General features: G+C 55.3%; 18 protein-coding genes. All 18 read left to right on the top strand.

Annotation, left to right across the window (positions count from 1 at the left end; genetic code table 11):
- Positions 1–9 precede the first annotated feature (9 nt).
- The 18 genes from B5M42_RS03270 (at position 10) to B5M42_RS03180 (ending at position 22,457) form a co-directional block, all read left to right on the top strand.
- On the top strand, positions 10–243 hold the full coding sequence (locus B5M42_RS03270; protein WP_134754921.1) for an acyl carrier protein: 234 nt from the start codon (positions 10–12) through the stop codon (positions 241–243).
- Positions 244–339: 96 nt separating this feature from the next.
- Entirely contained in the window at positions 340–1,575 is a 1,236-nt protein-coding gene (gene fabF / locus B5M42_RS03265; RefSeq protein WP_134754922.1) for a beta-ketoacyl-ACP synthase II, read from the top strand.
- Between the two features lie 59 nt (positions 1,576–1,634).
- Positions 1,635–2,336, top strand: coding sequence for a ribonuclease III (gene rnc, locus B5M42_RS03260; protein WP_134754924.1), 702 nt, complete (start codon positions 1,635–1,637; stop codon positions 2,334–2,336).
- 242 nt (positions 2,337–2,578) lie between these two features.
- Positions 2,579–6,151 carry a chromosome segregation protein SMC gene (gene smc, locus B5M42_RS03255; protein ID WP_134754926.1) on the top strand — a complete coding sequence of 1,191 codons (3,573 nt, stop codon included), beginning with the start codon at positions 2,579–2,581 and terminating at the stop codon, positions 6,149–6,151.
- Positions 6,152–6,374: 223 nt separating this feature from the next.
- Positions 6,375–7,370 carry a signal recognition particle-docking protein FtsY gene (gene ftsY, locus B5M42_RS03250; RefSeq protein WP_134754928.1) on the top strand — a complete coding sequence of 332 codons (996 nt, stop codon included), beginning with the start codon at positions 6,375–6,377 and terminating at the stop codon, positions 7,368–7,370.
- Positions 7,371–7,383: 13 nt separating this feature from the next.
- Positions 7,384–7,824 carry a DUF6526 family protein gene (locus B5M42_RS03245; RefSeq protein ID WP_134754930.1) on the top strand — a complete coding sequence of 147 codons (441 nt, stop codon included), beginning with the start codon at positions 7,384–7,386 and terminating at the stop codon, positions 7,822–7,824.
- A gap of 151 nt (positions 7,825–7,975) precedes the next feature.
- Positions 7,976–8,326: a putative DNA-binding protein gene (locus tag B5M42_RS03240; protein ID WP_134754932.1), complete on the top strand. Its 351-nt coding sequence runs from the start codon at positions 7,976–7,978 to the stop codon at positions 8,324–8,326.
- A gap of 20 nt (positions 8,327–8,346) precedes the next feature.
- Positions 8,347–9,705, top strand: coding sequence for a signal recognition particle protein (gene ffh, locus B5M42_RS03235; protein ID WP_134754934.1), 1,359 nt, complete (start codon positions 8,347–8,349; stop codon positions 9,703–9,705).
- A gap of 67 nt (positions 9,706–9,772) precedes the next feature.
- Positions 9,773–10,045 (top strand): 30S ribosomal protein S16, encoded by a 273-nt coding sequence (rpsP, locus tag B5M42_RS03230; RefSeq protein ID WP_134754936.1) that lies wholly within the window; start codon positions 9,773–9,775, stop codon positions 10,043–10,045.
- Between the two features lie 26 nt (positions 10,046–10,071).
- Positions 10,072–10,302: a KH domain-containing protein gene (locus B5M42_RS03225; protein WP_134754938.1), complete on the top strand. Its 231-nt coding sequence runs from the start codon at positions 10,072–10,074 to the stop codon at positions 10,300–10,302.
- A gap of 70 nt (positions 10,303–10,372) precedes the next feature.
- On the top strand, positions 10,373–10,891 hold the full coding sequence (gene rimM, locus B5M42_RS03220; RefSeq protein ID WP_134754976.1) for a ribosome maturation factor RimM: 519 nt from the start codon (positions 10,373–10,375) through the stop codon (positions 10,889–10,891).
- Positions 10,888–11,715 (top strand): tRNA (guanosine(37)-N1)-methyltransferase TrmD, encoded by an 828-nt coding sequence (gene trmD, locus B5M42_RS03215; protein ID WP_134754940.1) that lies wholly within the window; start codon positions 10,888–10,890, stop codon positions 11,713–11,715. The genes rimM and trmD overlap by 4 nt, the downstream gene beginning before the upstream one ends.
- 119 nt (positions 11,716–11,834) lie before the next feature.
- On the top strand, positions 11,835–12,014 hold the full coding sequence (locus B5M42_RS03210; protein ID WP_134754942.1) for a hypothetical protein: 180 nt from the start codon (positions 11,835–11,837) through the stop codon (positions 12,012–12,014).
- Between the two features lie 293 nt (positions 12,015–12,307).
- Entirely contained in the window at positions 12,308–12,649 is a 342-nt protein-coding gene (gene rplS, locus B5M42_RS03205) for a 50S ribosomal protein L19 (RefSeq protein WP_134754944.1), read from the top strand.
- Between the two features lie 82 nt (positions 12,650–12,731).
- Positions 12,732–13,331 carry a signal peptidase I gene (gene lepB, locus B5M42_RS03200; protein ID WP_134754946.1) on the top strand — a complete coding sequence of 200 codons (600 nt, stop codon included), beginning with the start codon at positions 12,732–12,734 and terminating at the stop codon, positions 13,329–13,331.
- Positions 13,332–13,345: 14 nt separating this feature from the next.
- The gene (ylqF, locus tag B5M42_RS03195; protein WP_134754948.1) at positions 13,346–14,218 is read left to right on the top strand and encodes a ribosome biogenesis GTPase YlqF; all 873 of its coding nucleotides are present in this window, start codon (positions 13,346–13,348) and stop codon (positions 14,216–14,218) included.
- A 415-nt stretch (positions 14,219–14,633) separates the two neighbouring features.
- Complete coding sequence (locus tag B5M42_RS03185) at positions 14,634–18,191, top strand: carbohydrate binding domain-containing protein (protein WP_329959239.1); 3,558 nt, start codon at positions 14,634–14,636, stop codon at positions 18,189–18,191.
- A 354-nt stretch (positions 18,192–18,545) separates the two neighbouring features.
- On the top strand, positions 18,546–22,457 hold the full coding sequence (locus tag B5M42_RS03180) for an NHL repeat-containing protein (protein ID WP_134754952.1): 3,912 nt from the start codon (positions 18,546–18,548) through the stop codon (positions 22,455–22,457).
- Positions 22,458–22,490 lie beyond the last annotated feature (33 nt).

The raw sequence follows: 22,490 nt of genomic DNA, 5'->3' as shown, positions 1-22,490 counted from the left end.
GTGAACCGGATGTCCGACGTTTTGGATCGTGTTAAGAAAATCGTAGTCGACCGTCTTGGGGTTGAAGAGTCTGAAGTCAACCTTGAAGCTTCTTTTAAAGAAGATTTAGGAGCTGATTCTCTCGATGTAGTAGAATTGGTTATGGAATTAGAAGATGAGTTCGATTTGGAAATCTCCGACGATGATGCCGAGAAGATTACTACTGTGGGAGAAGTTGTGAATTACATACAATCTCATACGTAACAATCCAGCAGGTCCCGTTCTAATCAAGACGGGACTTCTCTCCATCTTCGCCTTGGCGAACATATGACGTTTTCAGATATAAAGGTGGGTACATACATGAACAGAGTCGTTATTACCGGAATGGGCGTTGTGACTGCGCTTGGTCAAGATTTGGAAACGTTCTGGAGCAACCTGACGGCGGGCAAATCCGGCGTCAGCCTGATCGAGAGCTTTGACGTCAGCGAATACCCTACGCAAATCGCAGCATCCGTGAAGGATTTCAACATTGAGCAATATGTGGACCGCAAGGAAGCCCGCCGCATGGACCGCTTCGTACAGTTTGCCGTTGTGGCGGCGATCAAGGCGCTGGAGAACGCGAACCTGAACGTGCAGGAAGATGCTGATCCCGAGCGGGTTGGCGTCTCCGTAGGCTCCGGCATCGGCGGCTTGTCGACGTGGGAGGAGCAGCATCGCACGCTGCTGGAGAAAGGACCTAAGCGGGTCAGCCCGTTTTTTATACCGATGATGATTGCCAACATGGCTTCGGGCCAGGTGTCAATGGTGACGGGCGCCAAGGGGCCGAACAGCACGGCTGTGACCGCTTGCGCGACCGGCACGCATTCCATCGGCGATTCGTACAAAATGATTCAACGCGGCGACGCCGACGTGATGATTTGCGGCGGCGCCGAAGCGACGATTACGCCGATTGGCGTAGCCGGATTTTGCGCGCTGCGCGCGATGTCCACGCGCAATGACGATCCCGAGCGCGCCAGCCGCCCGTTTGATACGGACCGCGACGGCTTCGTCATGGGCGAAGGTGCAGGCATTCTGATTCTCGAATCGCTGGAGCATGCCCAGAAGCGCGGCGCGCGCATTTACGCCGAGGTTATCGGCTACGGAATGAGCGGCGACGCGTATCACATGACCGATCCCGATCCGGACGGCGCGGCGCGCTGCATGGCGCGGGCGATCAAGGATTCTGGCGTTGCGCCTGAAGAGATTCACTACATCAACGCGCATGGCACGTCCACGCATGTGGGCGACCGTTCGGAAACGACCGCAATCAAAAAAGCGCTGGGCGAGCATGCTTACAAGGTTGCCGTCAGCTCGACCAAATCGATGACCGGCCATCTGCTCGGCGCAGCGGGCGGCGTCGAAGCGGTCATCTGCGGATTAACGCTGCAAAACGGCGTCATTCCGCCGACAATCAATCTGGATAATGTCGATCCTGAATGCGATCTTGACTATGTGCCGAACACAGCGCGTCAAGCCGACGTGAAGGTGGCCATGTCCAACTCCTTCGGCTTTGGCGGTCATAACGCGACCATCGTACTGAAAAAGTACGAGGCTTGATTCGCACTCCCGCGACCGACACGAGCAATAACACGCACTTGGGGTGGTGAAGGACCGTTATGAACCGGGATCTGAAAGAGCTGCAAGCTCGAATCGGCATTGCTTTTCGCCGGACGGAGCTGCTGCGGCAGGCTTTTACGCATTCATCATATGTCAATGAGCACCGGATTGCGGGCCATAAGGATAACGAGCGTTTGGAATTTCTGGGCGATGCGGTGCTGGAGCTAACCGTTTCCGAGTTTTTATATGAAACGTATCCCGGCCGCTCGGAAGGGGAGCTGACCAAGCTTCGCGCTTCGATTGTTTGCGAGCCGTCGCTGGTCACCTTTGCGGAGAGATTGGATTTCGGCGCGTTTGTGCTGCTGGGCAAAGGCGAGGAAATGACCGGCGGCCGCTCCCGGCCCGCGCTGCTGGCCGATGTATTCGAATCGTTCGTCGGGGCGTTGTATCTGGATCAGGGCCTTGACAGTGTCAAGGCGTTCCTGAAAGCGCATATGTTTGCTACGCTGTCGGGTGAAGGCAAGCAGCTTGTCGTCGATTACAAGACCCAGCTTCAGGAATATACCCAGCATCATGGCTTGGGCTTGCTGGAGTATCGGATTGTCGATGAGAGGGGCCCGGCTCACGAACGGGAATTTATCGCCGAGGTGCATATGGACGCCGAATTGCTTGGCGCAGGCTCCGGTCGCTCCAAGAAGGAAGCGGAGCAGCAGGCGGCTTCCCGCGCCTTGGCCAAGCTGAACGTGCGCGTGGAGCGCTGAGCGCAAGTGAGGACGGCCGATGAGGTCCGGCATAGAGTTGAAGGAAAAGGCGGCTGAGGCTGCCTTTTTCTTGCATTCAGGCAGGCTGCGGGCCTGCCGGACGAACGCCGGAACGACGCGTGGGCGCTGTGGCGTGCTTGACCGGACGGGCCGCGTGCGGGCAGGCTTTTTCAAGGTGGGAGCCCTGACAGGGACTCTCTATTTGCCGGGGGTTATGGTACAATAAGGCTTGAGGTGAGAGCATGTTTTTGAAACGGATTGAATTATCCGGTTTTAAATCGTTTGCGGACCGAACCGAGCTGGAATTCGTGCGCGGCATTACGGCCGTCGTAGGACCAAACGGGAGCGGCAAAAGCAATATTTCCGACGGCATCCGCTGGGTGCTCGGCGAGCAAAGCGCCAAATCGCTGCGCGGGGGCAAGATGGAAGACGTCATCTTCGCGGGAAGCGATGCGCGCAAGGCGGTCAACTATGGGGAAGTGTCGCTGACGCTGGACAACAGCTCGCAGGCGCTGCCGCTCGATTTTCACGAGGTCACGGTTACGCGCAGGGTGCACCGCAGCGGGGACAGCGAATATTTGATCAACAAGCAGCCCTGCCGCCTCAAGGACATCACGGAGCTGTTCATGGATACGGGCATCGGCAAAGAGGCCTATTCCATTATCGGCCAAGGCCGGATCGAGGAAATTTTGAGTACGAAATCGGAGGATCGCCGGGGAATTTTTGAAGAAGCCTCGGGGATTGTCAAATATAAATCGCGCAAGCGTGAGGCCGAGAAGAAGCTGGCTGACACGGAGCAGAATTTGCTGCGGATTCATGACCTGGTCTCGGAGCTGGAGGATCAGATCGAGCCTTTGCGTGAGCAGGCCGAGAAGGCGTTGCGCTACAAAGAGCTGCGCGAGCGGTTGAAAACGAGCGAAATCGCGATGTACGTCCATCAAATCGACCAGATTTACGTGTCGTGGACGGAAGCGACGCAAAAGCTGGAGCTGCTGCAAAAGGAGCAGACGGAGCTGGCGACAATCGTCAATCAGCATGACGCGCATCTGGAGAAGCACCGCTGGGAAAGCCGCAGGCTTGAAGAGGAGCTGGAACAGCTGCAAGGAACGCTGCTGACGCTGAGCGAGGAGCTGGAGAAATGCGAGGGGCACGGCGAGGTGCTCAAGGAGCGGAGCAAAAACTACGCGGCCAACCGCCAGCAATTGGCGACGACCCTCGCGCTGCAGGAGCAGCGGAGGCTCGATAAGGAAGCGGAGCTGGGCGAGCTGCGCGAAAGCATCATACGCATCGGCGCGTCGCTGTTTGAGTATCAGGCCCGTCTGGCGGCAGAAGAGGAACGGCTGCTTGGCGTGAACGGCGGCATCAGCTCGGCTCCCGAGGATCAGCTCAAGGGCGAGCTGCTGGAGACGCTGAACAGGATGGCGCAGGCGCGCAACGAGATTCGTTATGCCGAGCAGCAGACGGAGAGCTTGGCCCGCCGGCTGGAGCGGCTGGCGGACGAGCGCTTGAAATGGTCGGAGCAGCAGGAGAAAATCGTCAAGCGCAAGGCGGAGCTGACTGCGAAGCTGGAAGCGGCGCTGCAGGCGATCGACGAGATTCGAACGTCCTATGCGGAGAAATCGCAAAGCCTCAAGGATAAGCAAAGCCTGCTCGACGAGGCGCTGGTCACGGTGCGCAAGTGGGAGCAGAAGCTCGATGCGCTGACCTCGCGCCGCGATACGATGAAGGAGATGGCCGACGATTACGACGGCTTCATGCACGGCGTCAAGGAAGTGCTCAAAGCGAAGAAGCGTCAGGATTTGCGCGGCATTCGCGGCGCGGTGGCGGAGCTGGTCAAGGTGCCGGCGAACGTCGAGGTCGCGATTGAAACGGCGCTGGGCGCTGCGCTGCAGAACATCGTCGTTGAAACCGAAGCGCATGGCCGCGAAGCGATTGCGTTTCTGAAAAAACGGCAGCTCGGGCGCGCGACCTTCCTGCCGCTGGACGTGATCCGCGGCCGCTTTGTGCCCGAGCACGAGCAGGGCGCGCTGCGCGCGTCGCGCGGCTTCGTCGGCATTGCCGTCGAGCTGGTGTCGTTCGAGCCGGAGTACAAGAATATCGCTGCCAGCTTGCTCGGCAATGTGATCATTGCCGAGACGCTGGAGGACGCGAACCATATTGCCGCCAAGGGGCAATACCGTTATCGCGTCGTGACGCTGGAGGGCGATATCGTCAATCCGGGCGGCTCGATGACCGGCGGCAGCTTGCAGAAGAAGACGACGAGCCTGCTCGGCCGCCAGCGGCAGATCGAGGAGCTGGACGGCGAGATCCGCGCGTCGGAGAGCCAGCTTGGCGGCTTGAAGGATAAGGCGGGCGGGCTGAAGCGCGACATCGCCGCCGACATGCACGCCGTCGAGCAGCTGCGCCAGTTGGGCGAGCAGAAGCGCATCGAGGAGCAGCAGGCGCGGGCCGAGCTGAATCCGCTGGAAGCGGAAAGCCGCACGGTCGAGGAGCAGCTGTCGCTCGACGGGCAGGACCGCGCGGCGCTGGAGCAGGAGCGGGCCGACTATGCGGCGAAGAAGCTCGAAGCGGAAGCGGCGCTCGCCCGGCTGCAGGAGGAGGAAGCTTCCTTGCAGCAGGCGATCCGCGAGGCGGAGCTGTCGCGTAAGGCGAGCGAATCGGCCAAGGAGGAGCTGCAGACGCAGTTGACCGATTTGAAGGTACAGGTCGCTTCGCTGCAGCAGGAGAAGCTGTCGCTGCAGGACCAGCAGCGCCGGCAGCAGCAGGACCTCGCCGAAGCGGGACAGGAAACGGCGGCCAGCCGTGCGCTGCTCGCGCAGCTGGAGCAGGATATGGCAGCGCTCGCCGAGGAGTCCGTGCAGCAGATCGAGCAGCTGAACGATTTGAAGCTGCGGCGGTTGCGATGCGCAGAGGAGATCGACTTCAAGCGGGCGGCGCGGGCCGAATGGCAGCGCCAACTGGAGCTGGAGGAGAGCCAGACGCGCGAGCAGCGGATGCAGCTCAAGCAGGTCGAAGAGCAGCTGCACCAGACCGAGGTGCGGGTGACGCGGCTGGACGTGGAGCTGGAGAATCTGCTCAAGAAGCTGGCCGAGGAATATGAACTGAGCTACGAGCTGGCCAAGGAGCGTTATCCGGTGCCGGAGGATGTGCTTGGCACGCAAAACAAGGTGCGCGAGCTAAAGCGGGAAATCGCTTCGCTTGGCGACGTGAACCTCGGCGCGATTGAGGAATATGCTCGCGTGTCGGAGCGTTACGAATTTCTGAGCGCGCAGAAGGACGATTTGATTGAAGCGAAAACAACGCTGTATCAGGTCATCCGTGAGATGGACCAGGAGATGTCCAAGCGCTTCAAGTCGACATTCGACGCGATCCGCTCGCATTTCGTCGTCGTGTTCGCCAAGCTGTTCGGCGGCGGCCGGGCCGATTTGATCTTGTCCGAGCCGGACAATATGCTCGACACCGGCATTGAAATCGTCGCCCAGCCGCCGGGCAAAAAGCTGCAAAACCTGCAGCTGCTCTCTGGCGGCGAACGCGCGCTGACGGCGATTGCGCTGCTGTTTGCGATCATTCGCGTCAAGCCGGTGCCGTTTTGCGTGCTGGATGAGGTCGAGGCGGCGTTGGATGAAGCGAACGTTTCGCGGTTCGCCGAATATTTGCGCGAGTTTTCCGAGTCGACGCAGTTCATTGTGGTCACGCACCGCAAGGGAACGATGGAGGAAGCCGATGTGCTGTATGGCGTGACCATGCAGGAGGGCGGCGTGTCCAAGCTCGTTTCGGTTCGTCTGGAGGACGAAGAAGCCGTCGTCTCGGCGTAGGCGAGGTGCTGGCGCGCTTTCGCAGGCGTTCGCCAGAGCGGGGCGTTCGGGGCTTGAGACTCAGCCGGGCTTGCAGGCCGGACAGCGCGATGTCTCGCGTTCTCTGGTCTGGCGGTTCATTTTTCGTATGGCCGCTTGATTGCAGCGGCCTGCGCTTGTTTGACTCATAGAGGTTGGCAGTACCCCGACAGAGAATGGGTGGATTGGATAGAGGAGGACGTACATGAGTTTTTTTAAACGTTTAAAAGAGAGCATTTCCAGCAAAGCCGAAGCGGTAACGAGCAAGTTCAAGGAAGGCTTGGCCAAGACGCGCGATGCGTTTGTCGAGCGTGTAGACGATCTGTTCAGCCGTCGGAAGAAGATCGATGAGGATTTCTATGAGGAGCTGGAGGAAATTCTGATTGGCGCCGACGTGGGCGTGAACACGATGCTCAAGCTGATCGACACGCTGCGCGCCGAGGTGAAGAAACGGAAGATCGAGAATCCGAGCGAGCTTCAGCCGATCCTTTCGGAGAAGCTGATCGAGCTGCTCAAGGGCGACGAGCAAAGCGGTATGAATCTGAATCCGAATGGCTTGTCGATCATCCTGTTCGTTGGCGTCAACGGTGTTGGCAAAACGACGACGATCGGCAAGATGGCCCATATGTACAAGTCGCAGGGTAAAAAGGTGCTGATGGCGGCCGGAGACACATTCCGTGCTGGCGCCATCGAGCAGCTGGAGACGTGGGGCGAGCGCGTTGGCGTTGATGTGATCAAGCAGCAGTCGGGCTCCGACCCGGCTGCCGTAATGTTTGATGCGGTGCAGGCTGCCAAAACGCGCGGCGTCGACATCCTGCTGTGCGACACGGCCGGTCGGCTGCAAAACAAGGTCAATCTGATGGAAGAGCTGAACAAGATTTACCGCGTCATTCAGCGCGAGGTGCCGGACGCGCCGCACGAGGTGCTGCTGGTGCTTGACGCGACGACGGGGCAAAATGCGCTCAGCCAAGCCAAGCTGTTCGGCGACAAAACCGGACTGACGGGCCTGGTGCTGACCAAGCTGGACGGCACGGCCAAGGGCGGCATCGTGGTCGCGATTCGCCAGGAGCTACACCTGCCGGTGAAATTCGTCGGACTGGGCGAAAAAATGGACGATCTGCAGCAGTTTGACTCCGATCAGTTCGTAAACGCCCTGTTCACGAAATGGGTCAGCGAGCAAAAAGAAGAAGTTGAGCAATAGGAAGGAGAAATTTATGAATTCGCCTTCGCAGAACTACAACAATCACAAAAGATTGCATCCTCTATATCACGGCGCGCTGCTGCTGTTGACGCTGGCCTCCGATGTCGTCGCTGTGGTCAATGCCGTGCGCGCGTGGAACGCCGGCTCCGGCGAGCTGACCGCGGCGCTGCTTGTGCTGATGGCGGCAACGCTAAGCGTGCTGCTTATGCTGGTGCGCACCTACCCCATCAAGGTGCAGGACCGCGTGATCCGCGCCGAGGAGCAGCTGCGGCACTACATGCTGACGCAAAAGCCGCTTGATCCGCGTCTGACGCTGCCGCAAGTGATTGCGCTGCGGTTTGCCTCCGACGCGGAATTCCCGGCTTTGTGCGCCAAAGCGGCCGCCGAAGGGCTGTCGCCGCAAGCGATCAAGACGGCCGTGAAGGCGTGGCGCGCAGATACGCACCGCGTGTAGCCCGGCCCGCTGCGGGCTTGAACGCTGCGAGCGCGCTTTCTCCGGCTGGAGCTGCTGACAAGGTAAAGGCCTTGACATCGCTTTGAAAATTCAGTATGATAAACAAGGCTGAACGGCTGTCAAGTATTTGACCTTTACGGAGGTGGCTTTTGTGCCGGAAGATCAGGTGCTGGAGAAGACGAATCGAATCAATGCGCTTTTTGACTTCTACGAACCGTTGTTGACGGAGAAGCAGCGCACGTTTTTACGGCTGTATTTTCACGATGATTATTCACTGGGCGAAATCGCCGAGAATTTCGATATTAGCCGTCAGGCTGTGTACGAGCATATTAAACGCGCCGAGCTGGTGCTGCACGATTACGAAGATAAGCTCGGGCTGCAACAAAAGCATGAGTCGCGCATCAGGTTGCGCGAGGAGCTGACGCTGGCGCTTGCAGGTAGCGCGCCGGAGCTGCTGGCGCGAACAGGAGCGCTATTGGATCAGCTGATCGATTTGGATTAAAGGACGAGGAGGCGGCACGCATGGCATTTGAAGGATTGGCCAGCAGGCTGCAGAATGTGTTCGGCAAGCTGCGCACCAAGGGCAAGCTGTCCGAAGATGATGTAAATGAAGCGCTGCGCGAGGTTCGTCTCGCAATGCTCGAAGCCGACGTCAACTTCAAGGTCGTGAAGGACTTCGTCGCCAAGGTGAAGGAACGGGCGATCGGTCAGGAGGTCATGAAGTCGTTTACGCCCGGCATGGTCGTCGTCGACATCGTCAACAAAGAGCTGACCGCTTTGATGGGCGGCACGCAAAGCAAGCTGGCCCGCTCGAATCGGCCGCCGACGGTCATTATGATGGCCGGTTTGCAGGGCGCGGGCAAGACGACGACGTCCGGCAAGCTGGCGAAGCTGCTGCAAAAGGACAATCACCGGCCGCTGCTCGTTGCCGGCGATATTTACCGTCCGGCTGCGATCAAGCAGCTGCAGGTGCTCGGCGAGCAGCTCAAGGTGCCGGTATTTTCGCTGGGCGACAAGGTCAGTCCGGTGGAGATTGCCAAGGCCGGTCTGGAGCACGCCAAGGAGCACGGCAACGATTATGTGATTATCGATACCGCAGGTCGCCTGCATATCGACGAAAGCTTGATGGAGGAGCTCAAGCAGGTTAGCGCGGCGGTCAATCCCGACGAGATTCTGCTTGTTGTCGATGCGATGACCGGCCAGGACGCCGTCAACGTCGCCGAAAGCTTCCACAAGCAGCTGGAGCTGACGGGCGTTGTGCTGACCAAGCTTGACGGCGATACGCGCGGCGGCGCCGCGTTGTCGGTCAAGGCCGTAACCGGCTGCCCGATCAAGTTCGCGGCGATGGGCGAGAAGCTCGATGCGCTGGAACCTTTTTACCCCGATCGGATGGCTTCGCGGATTCTGGGTATGGGCGACGTGCTGTCGCTGATTGAAAAGGCGCAAGCGAACATCGACGCGGATAAGGCGAAAGAGATGGAGCGCAAAATGCGCAACGCCGAATTCACCTTTGACGATTTCCTGGAGCAGATGGAGCAGGTCAAGAAGCTTGGACCGCTGGACCAAATTCTGGACATGCTGCCGGGTGCGGGCAAGCTCAAGGGCATGAAGGATTTGAAGGTTGACGACAAGCAAATGGCGCGGGTCGAAGCAATCGTCAAATCGATGACGAAGGCCGAGAAGCAGAAGCCGGAGCTGTTGAACGCCAACCGCCGCAAGCGGATTGCGCTGGGCAGCGGCAACTCGATCCAGGACGTGAACCGCTTTATCAAGCAATTTGAGGATATGCGCAAGATGATGAAGCAATTTTCCGGCATGATGGGGCCCAAGGGCGCCAAAGGGATTAAGAAGCTGGGCAAAGGCTTCAAGTTCCCGTTCTAGTCCAATTGTGCTTGGCGCTTGCGCCGTACTAATAACTGTTTTTATTCTATGTAGGAGGTGATTTTTCATGGCAGTACGTATTCGTCTGAAGCGTATGGGTGCTCACAAGGCTCCTTTTTACCGCGTTGTGGTTTCGGATTCCCGTTCCCCGCGTGACGGCCGCTTTATCGAGGAAATCGGTATCTACAATCCAGTCGCTCAACCGGCGGTTGTAAATATTGATGAAGAGAAGGCGCTGAAATGGCTCCAAAACGGAGCACAGCCTTCCGATACCGTTCGCAGTCTGTTTAGTAAAAAAGGTCTGATGACCAAATTTCACGAGCTGAGACAACAGAAGTAATCTGTTTTCTTTCGGAGGGTGAGTTCATGAAAGATCTTATCACCGTTATTGCTAAGGCTCTTGTCGATCATCCTGACGAAGTGCGTGTCGCCGTTGTGGAGAAGGAGGACAAGGTGGAATACCGGCTTTCCGTTCACCCCGACGATGTCGGTAAGGTGATTGGCAAGCAAGGCAAAATCGCCAAGTCGCTTCGCACGGTTGTCACGTCAGCAGCAGTGAAAGAAAGCAAACGCGTTACTGTAGAAATTGTGTCATAGAGGGAAGGGTTAGGAGACACATCCTAACCTTTTTCTTGTATTTTGATCGTTGGAGGCCAGTGCAGGGATGATGAATGAGAAGCTGTTTACCGTAGGAAAAGTGGTCAATACGCACGGCATTCGCGGCGAGCTGAAAATCGTGCCGGAAACGGATTTTGCCGAGGAGCGCTTCCAGCCCGGAAGCCCGCTTGTGATCGTCGACGCCCAAAACAAGCAAACGCCGGTGACGGTGCAAGCCGCCCGCTTACATAAAAACATGTACATCATCAAGTTTACGCAATTTGACAACATTAACGACGTTGAGAAATATAAGGGCACGCTGCTGAAAATCGAAGAGAAATTCCAGCGTCCGCTGGAGGAAGGCGAATACTACCACCATCAGATTCTCGGCTGCAAGGTCGTGGATGAGGACGGTCATGAGCTGGGGCTGATCAAAGAAATTTTGACGCCTGGGGCCAATGACGTCTGGGTTGTGGGACTGCCCAAGGGCAAGCAACTGCTGCTGCCGGTGATCGATGATGTCGTGCTTGATGTGAACGTGGCGGGCAAGCTCATTCGCGTGCATGTGCTGGAAGGGCTGCTCGAATGAGAATTGATGTGTTGACGTTGTTTCCCGAGATGTTTGCAGGCGTATTTGGATCAAGCATTTTGGGAAAAGCGCGTGAAAAGGGCATTGTCAGCTTGCATACGGTCAATTTCCGCGACTATTCGACGAATAAGCATCATACGGTCGACGATGCGCCCTATGGCGGAGGTGGAGGGATGGTGCTCAAACCGGAGCCGATCTTCGGCGCGGTCGAAGCGCTGACATCTGCCGAAGCTGTGGTGAAGCCGCGGATTATATTGATGTGTCCGCAAGGGCAGCCGTTCTCGCAAGCGAAAGCCGAGGAGCTGGCTGCCGAGAAGCATCTTGTGTTTATTTGCGGTCATTACGAGGGGTACGACGAGCGAATTCGCGAGCATCTTGTGACCGACGAGCTGTCGATTGGCGATTATGTGCTGACTGGCGGCGAGCTGCCGGCTATGGTCGTCATTGACAGCGTTGTGCGGCTGCTTCCCGGCGTGCTTGGCAACGAGCTTTCGGCGGTGACCGATTCCTTCAGCACCGGCTTGCTGGAATATCCGCATTATACGCGGCCGGTCAAGTTCCGCGATTGGGAGGTGCCGGAGGTGCTGCTCTCCGGGCATCATGTGAACGTCGACAAATGGCGCCGTCAAATGGCGCTGCGGCGAACGCTGGAGCGCCGGCCGGATCTGTTGTCCGGACGCGAGCTGTCCAAGGAGGAACGGCTGTGGCAGGAGCAGTGGCAGCGCGAGCAGGCCGAGCGTGCACAACGCGAAGCGCAGGGCAAAGCGCGCGAGGGTGCCGCTTCAGACGGCGCGGTGGAGACACACAAAGAAGCAGGGTCCTAAGACCTGCTTTTTTTGTTCTACTTTTCAGCCGGTCGCTGCGGAATATTTTGACAATAATCGCGTCTTCGTAGTATAATAGTCCTATCCAATCAGGCATATCTCGATAGGGAGATGATGTTATGCAGAAGAGCTTTTTCGATGAACTGCACAAAATGAGTCATGAAGATGAAATGCGTTCCAAAGTGCTGATGCACGGTCTGAAGCGGATGCTGGACGAAAAGAAGGAACAAACCTTGGTCGATAAACTTTTTAAAAAGAAACATAAAGTTCAGCCGCATGGCTGGAATAAAGCTCTCTGACGGTAACGTCGGGGAGCTTTTTTGATGTGCGGGCTTTTTTTACATCAATGATTAAAATTCACCAAATAGGTGAATCCTAGATTCAGGTTTCCTTGCAGTCCGTCATCTTTTTACGGTTGACCCCCGATCGTAAAGCGCGGAGTCTTGTAAGACATTTGAAAATCCTTGCCAATATGCGGCTTTGTATGATATTATATTATCTGTTGTGAATCTGGTGGTCCTCTGCGCTGAACAACGAGTTTGTCACCTTATGCATGCGCCATGAACACCTGTGTGGAAGGAGGGAGTCAACTATGAATCTGATCCAAGAGATTACTAAGGAGCAACTCCGTGCGGATATTCCAACTTTTCGTCCGGGCGATACGCTGAAAGTACACGTGAAAGTTATCGAGGGTTCGCGCGAGCGGATTCAGCTGTTCGAAGGTGTTGTTATTAAACGCCGCGGCGGCGGAATCAGCGAAACGTTTACCGTTCGTAAAATTTCTTACGGTGTTGGCGTGGAAAGAACGTTCCCTGTTCATTCTCCGAAGATTGACAAGATTGAAGTGGCTCGCCGTGGTAAAGTTCGTCGTGCGAAACTTTATTATCTGCGTGGTCTTCGCGGTAAAGCAGCGAGAATTCAAGAAATCCGATAAGAGACCGGGGGGCTTGTTTATACAAGTCCCTTTTTCATTTGTTTCAAGTACATAGTCTTATTGTGAAACGAGGCGCATGGGCATGGAGCATAAAGATCAGGACGAACAGAAGGCTGACGCGCCGCGTCCCTCCGAGGTGCTGAAGAAGGAAGGCTGGGAATGGGTCAAAGCGCTGGGGATAGCCGCTGTGCTCGTCCTTATTATCCGCTGGTGGCTGTTTACGCCGTTCATTGTGGACGGTATATCGATGGAGCCCAATTTTTTTACGGGCGAGCGGCTGATCGTGAACAAAATTTTATATGACATCCGCAAGCCTAAGCGCGATGAGGTTATTGTATTCCTCGCGCCGGAGGGCAAGGATTACATTAAACGCGTGGTTGCGCTGCCGGGCGAGACGGTTCGCGTCGAAGGCGACCATGTGTATGTGAACGGGACGGAGCTGGATCAGCCTTATTTAAAGGAAGCGATCGAGCAGGCGCATCAGGATGGGCGTAATTACAACGACAAGGATTTTCCCGAAACGAAGGTGCCGGAAGGCGCGGTGTTCGTGATGGGCGACAATCGCTCGCACAGCTCGGACAGCCGTGAGCCCAGCGTCGGGTTTGCTACATACAAGCAAATAGCCGGACGCGCGGAGTTTATTTTCTGGCCGCTGAACAAGCTGGGGTTTATCCATTTTTGAGGTGACATCATTTCATGACGATACAATGGTTTCCCGGCCACATGACCAAGGCCCGCAGGCAAATCGAAGATAAGCTCAAGCTGATTGACGTCGTAATCGAGCTGCTGGACGCTCGCGTTCCGCTATCCAGCCGAAACCCGATGGTCGACGAGATTTTGCGCGGCAAGCCGCGGATGGTGCTGCTGAACAAGGCCGATCTGGCCGATCCGGCAGCAACTGCGGAATGGGTGCGTTATTTCGCCGATCAGGGGCTCAAGGCGCTGCCGGTGGATGCCGCCAGCGGCACTGGCGTCAAAGAGATTTTGCCGCGAGTCAAAGAGCTGTGGGCGGACAAAATTGCCAGTCAGCTGCGCAAGGGCATCAATCCGCGTGCGGTGCGCGCGTTGATCGTTGGTATTCCGAATGTCGGCAAGTCGACGCTGATTAACCAACTGGCCGGTAAAAAAATCGCCGCTACGGGCGATAGGCCTGGCGTAACGAAAGGCCAGCAATGGATCAAGGTCGGCTCCGAGATGGATTTGCTTGATACGCCGGGGATTTTGTGGCCGAAGTTTGAGGATCAGCAGGTAGGTATGCGGCTGGCTGCTACCGGCGCGATCAAGGAAGAATTGCTGCATATGGACGAAGTTGCGTTCTTTACAATCAAGGAGTTGATCGTTCATTACCCGGAGGCGCTGCGCGAACGATTCGGTATCGCCGAGCTGCCGCGCGAGCTGGACGAGCCGGACGGCATTGTCGGCGTAATGGAGGCGGTTGGCCGCAAGCGCGGCGCGGTCGTGAGCGGCGGGCGGATCGATCTGGACAAAGCATCGCTGATTATTGTGCGCGAATTGCGCGCCGGCAAGCTGGGACGGATCAGTCTGGAGCGTCCGGCGGATTTTGGCTGAAGCCGGTGTTTCAGATCGGCCCGCCGGGCTCGAGTATTGTTGAACCTTGATGTGTCGATTGCTGCTGCTTAGGTACAGGTGTCATCTACGGATGAAGCCTGTACCTTTTCTATTTTTAAACTAAATACTAGATTTTAAAGAAATTTAGGATAAAATAATAATTTGTTAGCATAAATTAGTACAATAAATGATAAAAAAATGCAATGTAAATCTGAATTTTTTTCCATATAATCAGTTTTTGTAAGCGATTACAATCTGGGTGAAGGAGGGCGAATGCCAGATGGAGAGGAAGGAGGGAATTCGGATCGGTTTGTCGTTGATGTAAGCAAGTTTGTTGGATTGTGCAGAGGATGATGTATTCCATTACGAAAAAAGGATGTGTTTATTGGTGAAGCTGAATAGGCTGATAGTTCCAATGGTAAGTTTTCTTTTGCTGATCTCCACGTTGATTTGGGGGGCGGGTGCGGATACGGGTCGTGCTTATGCGGCTTCGGGCGGTTTTGTGGCGAAAAGCGGAACGCAATTTATGCTGGACGGCAAGCCTTTTTATTATGCGGGAACGAATAACTATTATTTGATGTATAAACCGCAAAATATGATCGATAGCGTGCTGCAAAGCTCCAGCAGCATGGGCCTCAAGGTGATTCGGATGTGGGGCTTTATGGACGGATCGTCCACGCATGACGGGTATGCGATCCAAACAAGTCTCGGTCAATATAATGAAAGTGGATTCAGCCAAATCGATTATACGATTTATAAAGGTAAGCAGCTCGGACTGAAGTTCGTGATCCCTTTCGTCAACTACTGGTCGGATTTCGGCGGTATGCCCCAGTATGCGCAGTGGCTCGGTTTGAGCAAACCGACGGATTTTTATACCTCCTCGGCAGCCAAGACGGCGTATAAAAACTATGTGAGTTATTTCTTGAATCGCGTCAATCCGTATACGGGTGTGAAATACAAGGACGAGCCGGCGGTAATGGCTTGGCAGCTCGCCAACGAACCGCGCAATCCGGACGACACGACTGGCAACACGCTGGTAGCGTGGGCGAATGAAATGAGCACATTCATTAAAGCCAATGACGCCAATCATCTGGTGTCGGTGGGGGACGAAGGCTTTTACAATGACGGTCCGAATGCCCCCGAATATACCCGCAGAGGCAGCGAAGGCGTGGATTGGAAGCGCTTAACGGCTTTGCCTAACATCGATTACGGTTCCGTACACTTGTATCCCGATTCATGGGGAACGGGTGGAGATGCCGCTACATGGGGCAATACCTGGATTTCCGATCACATTCGCGACGGGCATGCCCTGAATAAGCCGGTGGCGATTGAAGAATTCGGTCTTTCGGACGCTGCGAAGCGCTTGACCGTGTATCCGTCCTGGTTGAATACGATTGTGTCGCAAAACGGAGACGGCAGCAATGTGTGGATGTTGTCTGGCGTCACAGAGGATGGCAGCAGCTACTATCCGAACTACGACGGCTATCAATTCCATTATCCGGGTGATGTAGCGACGCTGATCGCCAATCATGCGGCTGTGATGAACGCCAAATCCGGGCAGTCGAGCACGCCGACGCCAACGTCTTCAGCCACGCCAACACCGACACCGACGGCTACGCCGACACCAACGCCCACGCCGACAGCGAGCGGGGTGATCGACAATTTTGACAGCTATAGTTCGAATACCGCTCTGCAATCGGCTTACAGCCGGAATACGAACGGGAACGCGTTGACGCTGACGCTGGATACGACGAATAAAAACGGCGGAACGAGCGGGATGAAGCTTGCGTATACAGTGGGCAATCCGAATTATGCGGGCGTGACGCGTTCGCTGAGCAGCGCCAACTGGAGCACGGGTACAGGGCTTTCGTTCTGGCTGAAGCCGGACGGCTCGAACCGGACGCTGGTGGTGCAGTTCCAGGAAAGCAGCGGAGAATATTGGGAAACGACCCTAACCTTGTCCGGCACGACCGCAAGTGTGATCAGCTTGCCGTTCGCATCGTTCCATCATCCCGGCTGGTACAGCGGAGGAAATAACGTTGTGGATGCCGGATCAATTGCGAATTATTCGTTTTATGTGAATCAAGATGCGGGTTCGGCCGGCAGCAGCAGCATTTATATCGACTCGCTGGCGCTTGGCGGTTCGACGCCAACGGCAACACCGACGGCAACACCGACGGCCACGCCGACAGCGACGCCAACAGCGACGCCAACGGCCACGCCGACAGCGACGCCAACAGCGACGCCAACGGCAACACCAACGGCTACGCCGACAGCAACACCGACGGTTGCCATCGACAATTTTGACAGCTATAGCTCGAATACCGCTCTGCAATCGGCTTACAGCCGGAATACGAACGGGAACGCGTTGACGCTGACGCTGGATACGACGAATAAAAACGGTGGAACAAACGGGATGAAGCTTGCGTACACAGTGGGCAATCCGAATTATGCGGGCGTGACGCGTTCGCTGAGCAGCGCGAATTGGAGCGCGGGTACAGGGCTTTCGTTCTGGTTGAAGCCGGACGGCTCGAACCGGACGCTGGTGGTGCAGTTCCAGGAAAGCGGCGGAGAATATTGGGAAACGACCCTAACCTTGTCCGGCACGACCGCAAGCGTGATCAGCTTGCCGTTCGCATCGTTCCATCATCCCGGCTGGTACAGCGGGGGCAATAACATAGTGGATGCCGGAGCCATTGCCAACTATTCATTTTATGTGAATCAGGACGCAGGTTCAGCTGGCAGCAGCAGCATTTATTTGGATTCGTTTGCGTTGAATGCTCCGGCCTCTACACCGACGCCTACGCCTACATCAACGCCAACCCCTACACCGACAACAACAACCACGCCGACGCCGACAACAACGCCGGGCTCCGGCAGCGGTTTCGTACAGCGGTCGGGCACCCAATTTACGCTCGACGGCAAGCCTTATTATTTTGCGGGTACAAATGGATATGATTTCTTTACTTTCGGAGACGGAGGAAGCACCTCCAGCGATCAGGCGATTGAAACCGCCTACATGGACAAGGCGAGAATCGACGCGCATATGGCAAGACTGGCAGCGGACGGCGTGAAGGTCGTAAGGCTGTGGGGCTTCAGTCACGAAAGCTGGCACGGCTTTGAAACGGCCAAAGGCGTGTACAATGAACCGGAATTCCGATTGTTCGACTATATTGTGCTGTCGGCCAAAAATCACAACATCAAGCTGCAGGTCGTGTTTGAGAATTATTGGGAAGCGTATGGCGGCATCGACAAACGTCTTTCGTGGGAAGGTTTGAGCGGAGGCAGTCATGCGGCGCGCGCGCAATTTTTCGATAAAACCAAATGTCCGGGCTGCTTCCAGCAGTACAAAGATTACGTCGCCCATATGGTGAACCGGGTTAATCATTACACGGGGGTAAAATATAGCGAAGATCCGACGATTTTTGCCTGGGAGCTGATGAACGAGCCCCGCTTTCAAGATGCCGGGGAAAATACGACGGGCGTGACGCTGCGCAAGTGGGTTGACGAAATGGGCGCGTATGTCAAATCGCTGGATGCCCATCACCTGCTGACGGTTGGTTTGGAAGGACACGGCACAAGCTACGGCTTTGGCGGAGACGAAGGAAATCCTTTTGTTTACATCCATCAATCGCCATATATTGATTTTACAACCGCGCATCCTTATCCGACGGAATATTGGGCAAATTTGAGCCTGCAGCAAACTTCCAATCTGATTCATCAATATGTAAGCGATTCTCACAATCTGGTCGGCAAGCCTTTCGTGATGGCGGAATTCAACGTATCCAATGTGGATCGGACGTTGTGGTGGAGTACGATTTACCAGGCATTGGAGCAGTCGGGAGCGGACGGCAGCGAGTTCTGGTGGTACGAGGATCACAATGTCGACGGCACGTACGGCGTCCTACCGGGAGCGGCGGAACTGCAAGTATTCAGACAGCATGCGCAGACGATGCAGGCGAAGAGCAACTAATTTGTAGTAGCAATGAGCCATTGCCAACGGAGTCGGTTGTGGGAAGGGGAGCGTCCAGGCGCTCTCCTTTTTGCTGCGCAGAAGCCGGCTTGCTGGTCAACGGGGCGTAGACCCTGTTCGGCATTTTTTTTGCAAATAGTGCGGAAAAGACTGTGAATTTGTCGTCTAGCATTTTTTTACAATTTTTTTATTCCAAAATATGATAATTATTGCTATACTGGTAAGGGCATCGGATGGCTAAAGAATCCATTTTTTCCAAAGAAATCTATCGTCCGTTGTCATGTTTGCAAGCATGCAAGGTCGGCACTTATCGAAACAGCGGAAGGAAAACAAGTTGAAAAAGGAGATTGAGAAATGAATCGAACGTTGCATTTTGAACTGGTGGCCGGTTCAACAAACGGGTCGCAGCTAACGCTGCATGTAGGTCTTCACAAGCATGAACTGAAGACGCATACGGAACAGTCGCTTCGCGAAGCCGCTCTTGCCAACAAAGCTTTGGCACACATCCCCGAACAGCACCGCACGAGATTCACTCACTACGTTGAAATTCCTGAAGACCACTTGCCGACTGATCGTTTGACGCGCATCCGCGTTACTTCTCCCGATGACAACCCGGATATTTATCTCCCCAAGCTGCATCACCTTGCCTTTCATGTTCCCAAGCAGCACCGCCACAAGCATATTCAGAAAAAGCTGGCGGCCAATCCGCTGCACCTTCACCCTAAACTGACAAGCCTCGGTGCGGAACCGCTGACTACTCAGGACGCCTTGCAGATTAACCTCGATGCAGAAAACCTGCAAAGCCCCTGGGACATTGCCGTCGCCATTCTGTTCCACTATCCCGAGCTCGCCACCAATAAGCCTTATACCGCCAATATCGTCATGAACGATCATATTGCGCCACCGCAGAATATCAATCCCACTCAATATAATCAGGTCTACAATTTGGCTACGCAAATCAGCAAACAGGGCCCTGCTTCGTCTTCTGGCGGCTGGGCAAAGATTACAAGTTCGGTCGACCAATACGGGCAGCCGCTGACCTATGGCTATGATCTGGGCACGCGCAAAGCCGGCGATCCGATCTACGTATACAGCTGGTCGGACATGACCGTGCAAAACGCTACGTCGCCGATGACCGGAGCCATGCAGACCGCGAGCAACGATACATCGCTGCAAAATCAGACCTGGACCGTGAATCAGGGCAAAAGCGCTTACGAACAAAGCGGGGGCACAGAGAGCAGCGCGGTCAATAAATCGTTCGCAGCGCCGCGTGCCGTATTTGCCGAAACAGGCTCTACATTCAAGTGGACGGTTAAGGAAGAAACGCCGAACCACGGTCTGAGCGTATACGCCGATACGATCAGCTTTAACTCGGACAACACGTTTTCCATTCAGGTGAAAAATACGTATTTGCGCTCCTTGACGGCGTACGCGGAGTTTTTTAATGAAAACGGCGATGTCATCAGCAATCCGCAGGGCTGGCAAGAACAACTGCCGTCTTCGATTTCGAGCTGGTTTGAAAACGATCAGAAAAAGTTTATTTCCAGTGTTTCGGCTGTCAACACAATTCTCGGCATTCCGATGCCAACCGATCCGACCACGCTTTCCTTTGTGTTTCCTGACGATGCGGCCAGCCTGAAGCTGATGTTCGGTTGTCTGGGCACCTCGAAATGGGACGGCACGGTCGATCCGTCGGGTGCGCTGTTGACCGGGGTGTTCCAATATGGCATTCCGTCGATTTTCCTTGTCGCCGGAGCGGCGATTACGAGCACGAAATGGTTCAGTGATTTTGTTGCCGATATCGAGAATGTGATCGCAACGCTGGCCGTAGCGTTTCCGATTGTGGGCGGGGGCGTGGCAACGGCAGCTGCATTAGGCAACACGAAATCGGTGCTGTTTACGTTTGCCGATGCGATGGCCGGTATTTTGTTAGCCAAGGGGCTGGAGAAGCTTGCTTTGTATGTGACCGAGCAAATTACAGTAGCGGAGCTGGAGGATAACGTGCCATTCGTGGGCTGGGCGCTGCGCGCAGCCAATATGGCGATTGATTTCGCGGAAATGGCAGTAACGACCGGAGAACTGCTCTCTTCGCCGGCTACGCTGACGGTAGATATTTCGCGGGCGATGGATCTGAATTTCACCCTTCATCCAGATCCGGCGCACGGCGAGCCTGGACATCCGGAAACAGCGGTATGGCCGGCAGTTTCCGACCATTACCAGGTGACGGTGCAATACCAAGGGGGCACGAATTTCGTGCTCAAAGGCAAAATGCCGGAAGTCACGTCGAATACCCCGCTGCAGTTAACATTCTCCAACCTGCCGGTGGGCGGTACGATTCAGATTATCGCGGGCATCTATTCGACAAGCGGCTGGCTTTGCGGCAAGTATCAAACCGACTGGATGCCGGCATTCCCGGATGAGGGCTCGACGTCGCTCTCGCTGGAAGGCAATATTACGGAAATTCTCGTTCCGCTGACACAAGACACCCAATACGATTATAAAGAGAAAATCGTGTATGATGCCACGAGCGGTAAACACATCTGGCATGCCGGCGATTTGCCAACGGCAACGCGGGGCAATCTCGATTGCAGCAGTGGCGGCCATTTTATTTGCAACCCGGTCGACATCACGTTGAACGGACAAGCCTTCCAAATCGGTTACGCCTGGAGCTCATCGGGTCAAAACTATGTTTGTCAAAACGTCTCGGTGTTGGCAGATCCGCAATCCAGATACAAAATGTCCGAGGTGCAATTTACGGTGCAGCCTTATATTGCCTATGACGATTTTGGCGTGCAGCCGGCGGAAGGCGAGCAGCAGCAGGTCAGCAAAAACAACTTTATTCTGGATACGCGCAATAATCAGTTGAACTTGCGTCAAGTGAATTTGGAGGACGGTTCAAACGGCTTTGGCTTGAACGATCCGAATTTGAAGAGCTGGGGCCGGTTCAATCTGGGCAACATGGACGCTATGGTGGTACATCCGAACGGAGCGGTTATCGGGGTTAGCTGGAAGGATAGCAAGATGGAGATTTTGCAAATTCCAAACGAAGGCACCGACGACGCGCATGCTCCCGATGCGCAGATGGTTTCGGGCCTCGGCGTCCGGCAGGGACTGCTGCAAGGGCCAAAGGCGATTTCAGTGACACCGGACGGCCGCGTGCTGATTCTGGAAACGCTGAATAAACGAATTCAATCCTTCGATACCAAGGGCAATCCGGTGGCGAGCTTCCTAGGCGAGCGGTTGTTTTCGCTGGATGCAGCTGAATATGCGCCCGATCTCGATAACGGCGTCTTCTCGGAGGCGCTGCAATTGCAGTTCCAAAGTCACGGCTTGACCCATATTTTTGATCTGAGCACTTCGTTGGTCGGTGACCTTGATCAAGGCGTTCTTTCCGACGCGATTATTAATGCGTTTGCGAACGAAGGCGTGTACTTGTCTTATGACAGCACGCAGATGGACAACCATCAGATCAGCTCTTATGTCACCGTCGTCGCTGCGGGGGCGGAATGGAATATTACTGATCCTACCCGTAACGCGGTCTACGATATTCGCAAAAACAACGATGCGCTGAATGTTTACGATGTGCTGAACAATGTAACGGTCGATGTTCGCGCGCAAGGCAGCATTTGGGTAGTTGAGGACTGGAACGGCGCGCAATCGTATTACATTGCTCAAGATGAAGTCAACAGCCAGCTTTTGAACGTAAACCGTTATTTATCCTATATGGCATTGTACAATCCGGACAATCGGACCGATATCACCTATCTGGATGTGGCGGTAGAGGCAAAGGGATATATATATGTGCTTGCCTATGTCGGCAGCGGGAACAGTCCTAGCGACTATACCTTGGACATTTACGAGCCGGACGGCACGTTCCTCGTGCGGACGCCGGATTCGCGGATGCAGCCAACCAATCCGCAATACGTTAGTGCGGCGCGTCTGGTCGTCGATGTATGGCGCAACGTCTACACGCTGAACTATGAGCCGATTATCGGACCGAACAATACAACGGAACCGTCCATCAGCCATTGGGTGCCGACGCCGCCGCTGTTTGATCTGGATTTGAGCCAGCAAGCGGATTTCGACAGCGGCTACGTTGCGGCCGTACAGGCGGATTTCGCCGCCAACGGTATCACGTTAGCCAATCCGACGCAAATCGTCACGGTCAGCGCAAGCGGTTATTGGACGGTTAGCGACCCGACGCAAACCTTTGATGTCATCCGCAGCGGATCGAACCTTGAGGTCTATTCGATTCCGGTTGCATAAGAACAATCAGGCCAGTCGTCACTCCGGCGTATC

It is taken from the genome of Paenibacillus athensensis, from assembly GCF_004514475.2.
Taxonomy (GTDB): Bacteria; Bacillota; Bacilli; order Paenibacillales; family NBRC-103111; genus Paenibacillus_AL; species Paenibacillus_AL athensensis.
Note: the sequence above shows the minus strand (reverse complement) of the source record. Positions and strands in the feature narration are given on the sequence as shown.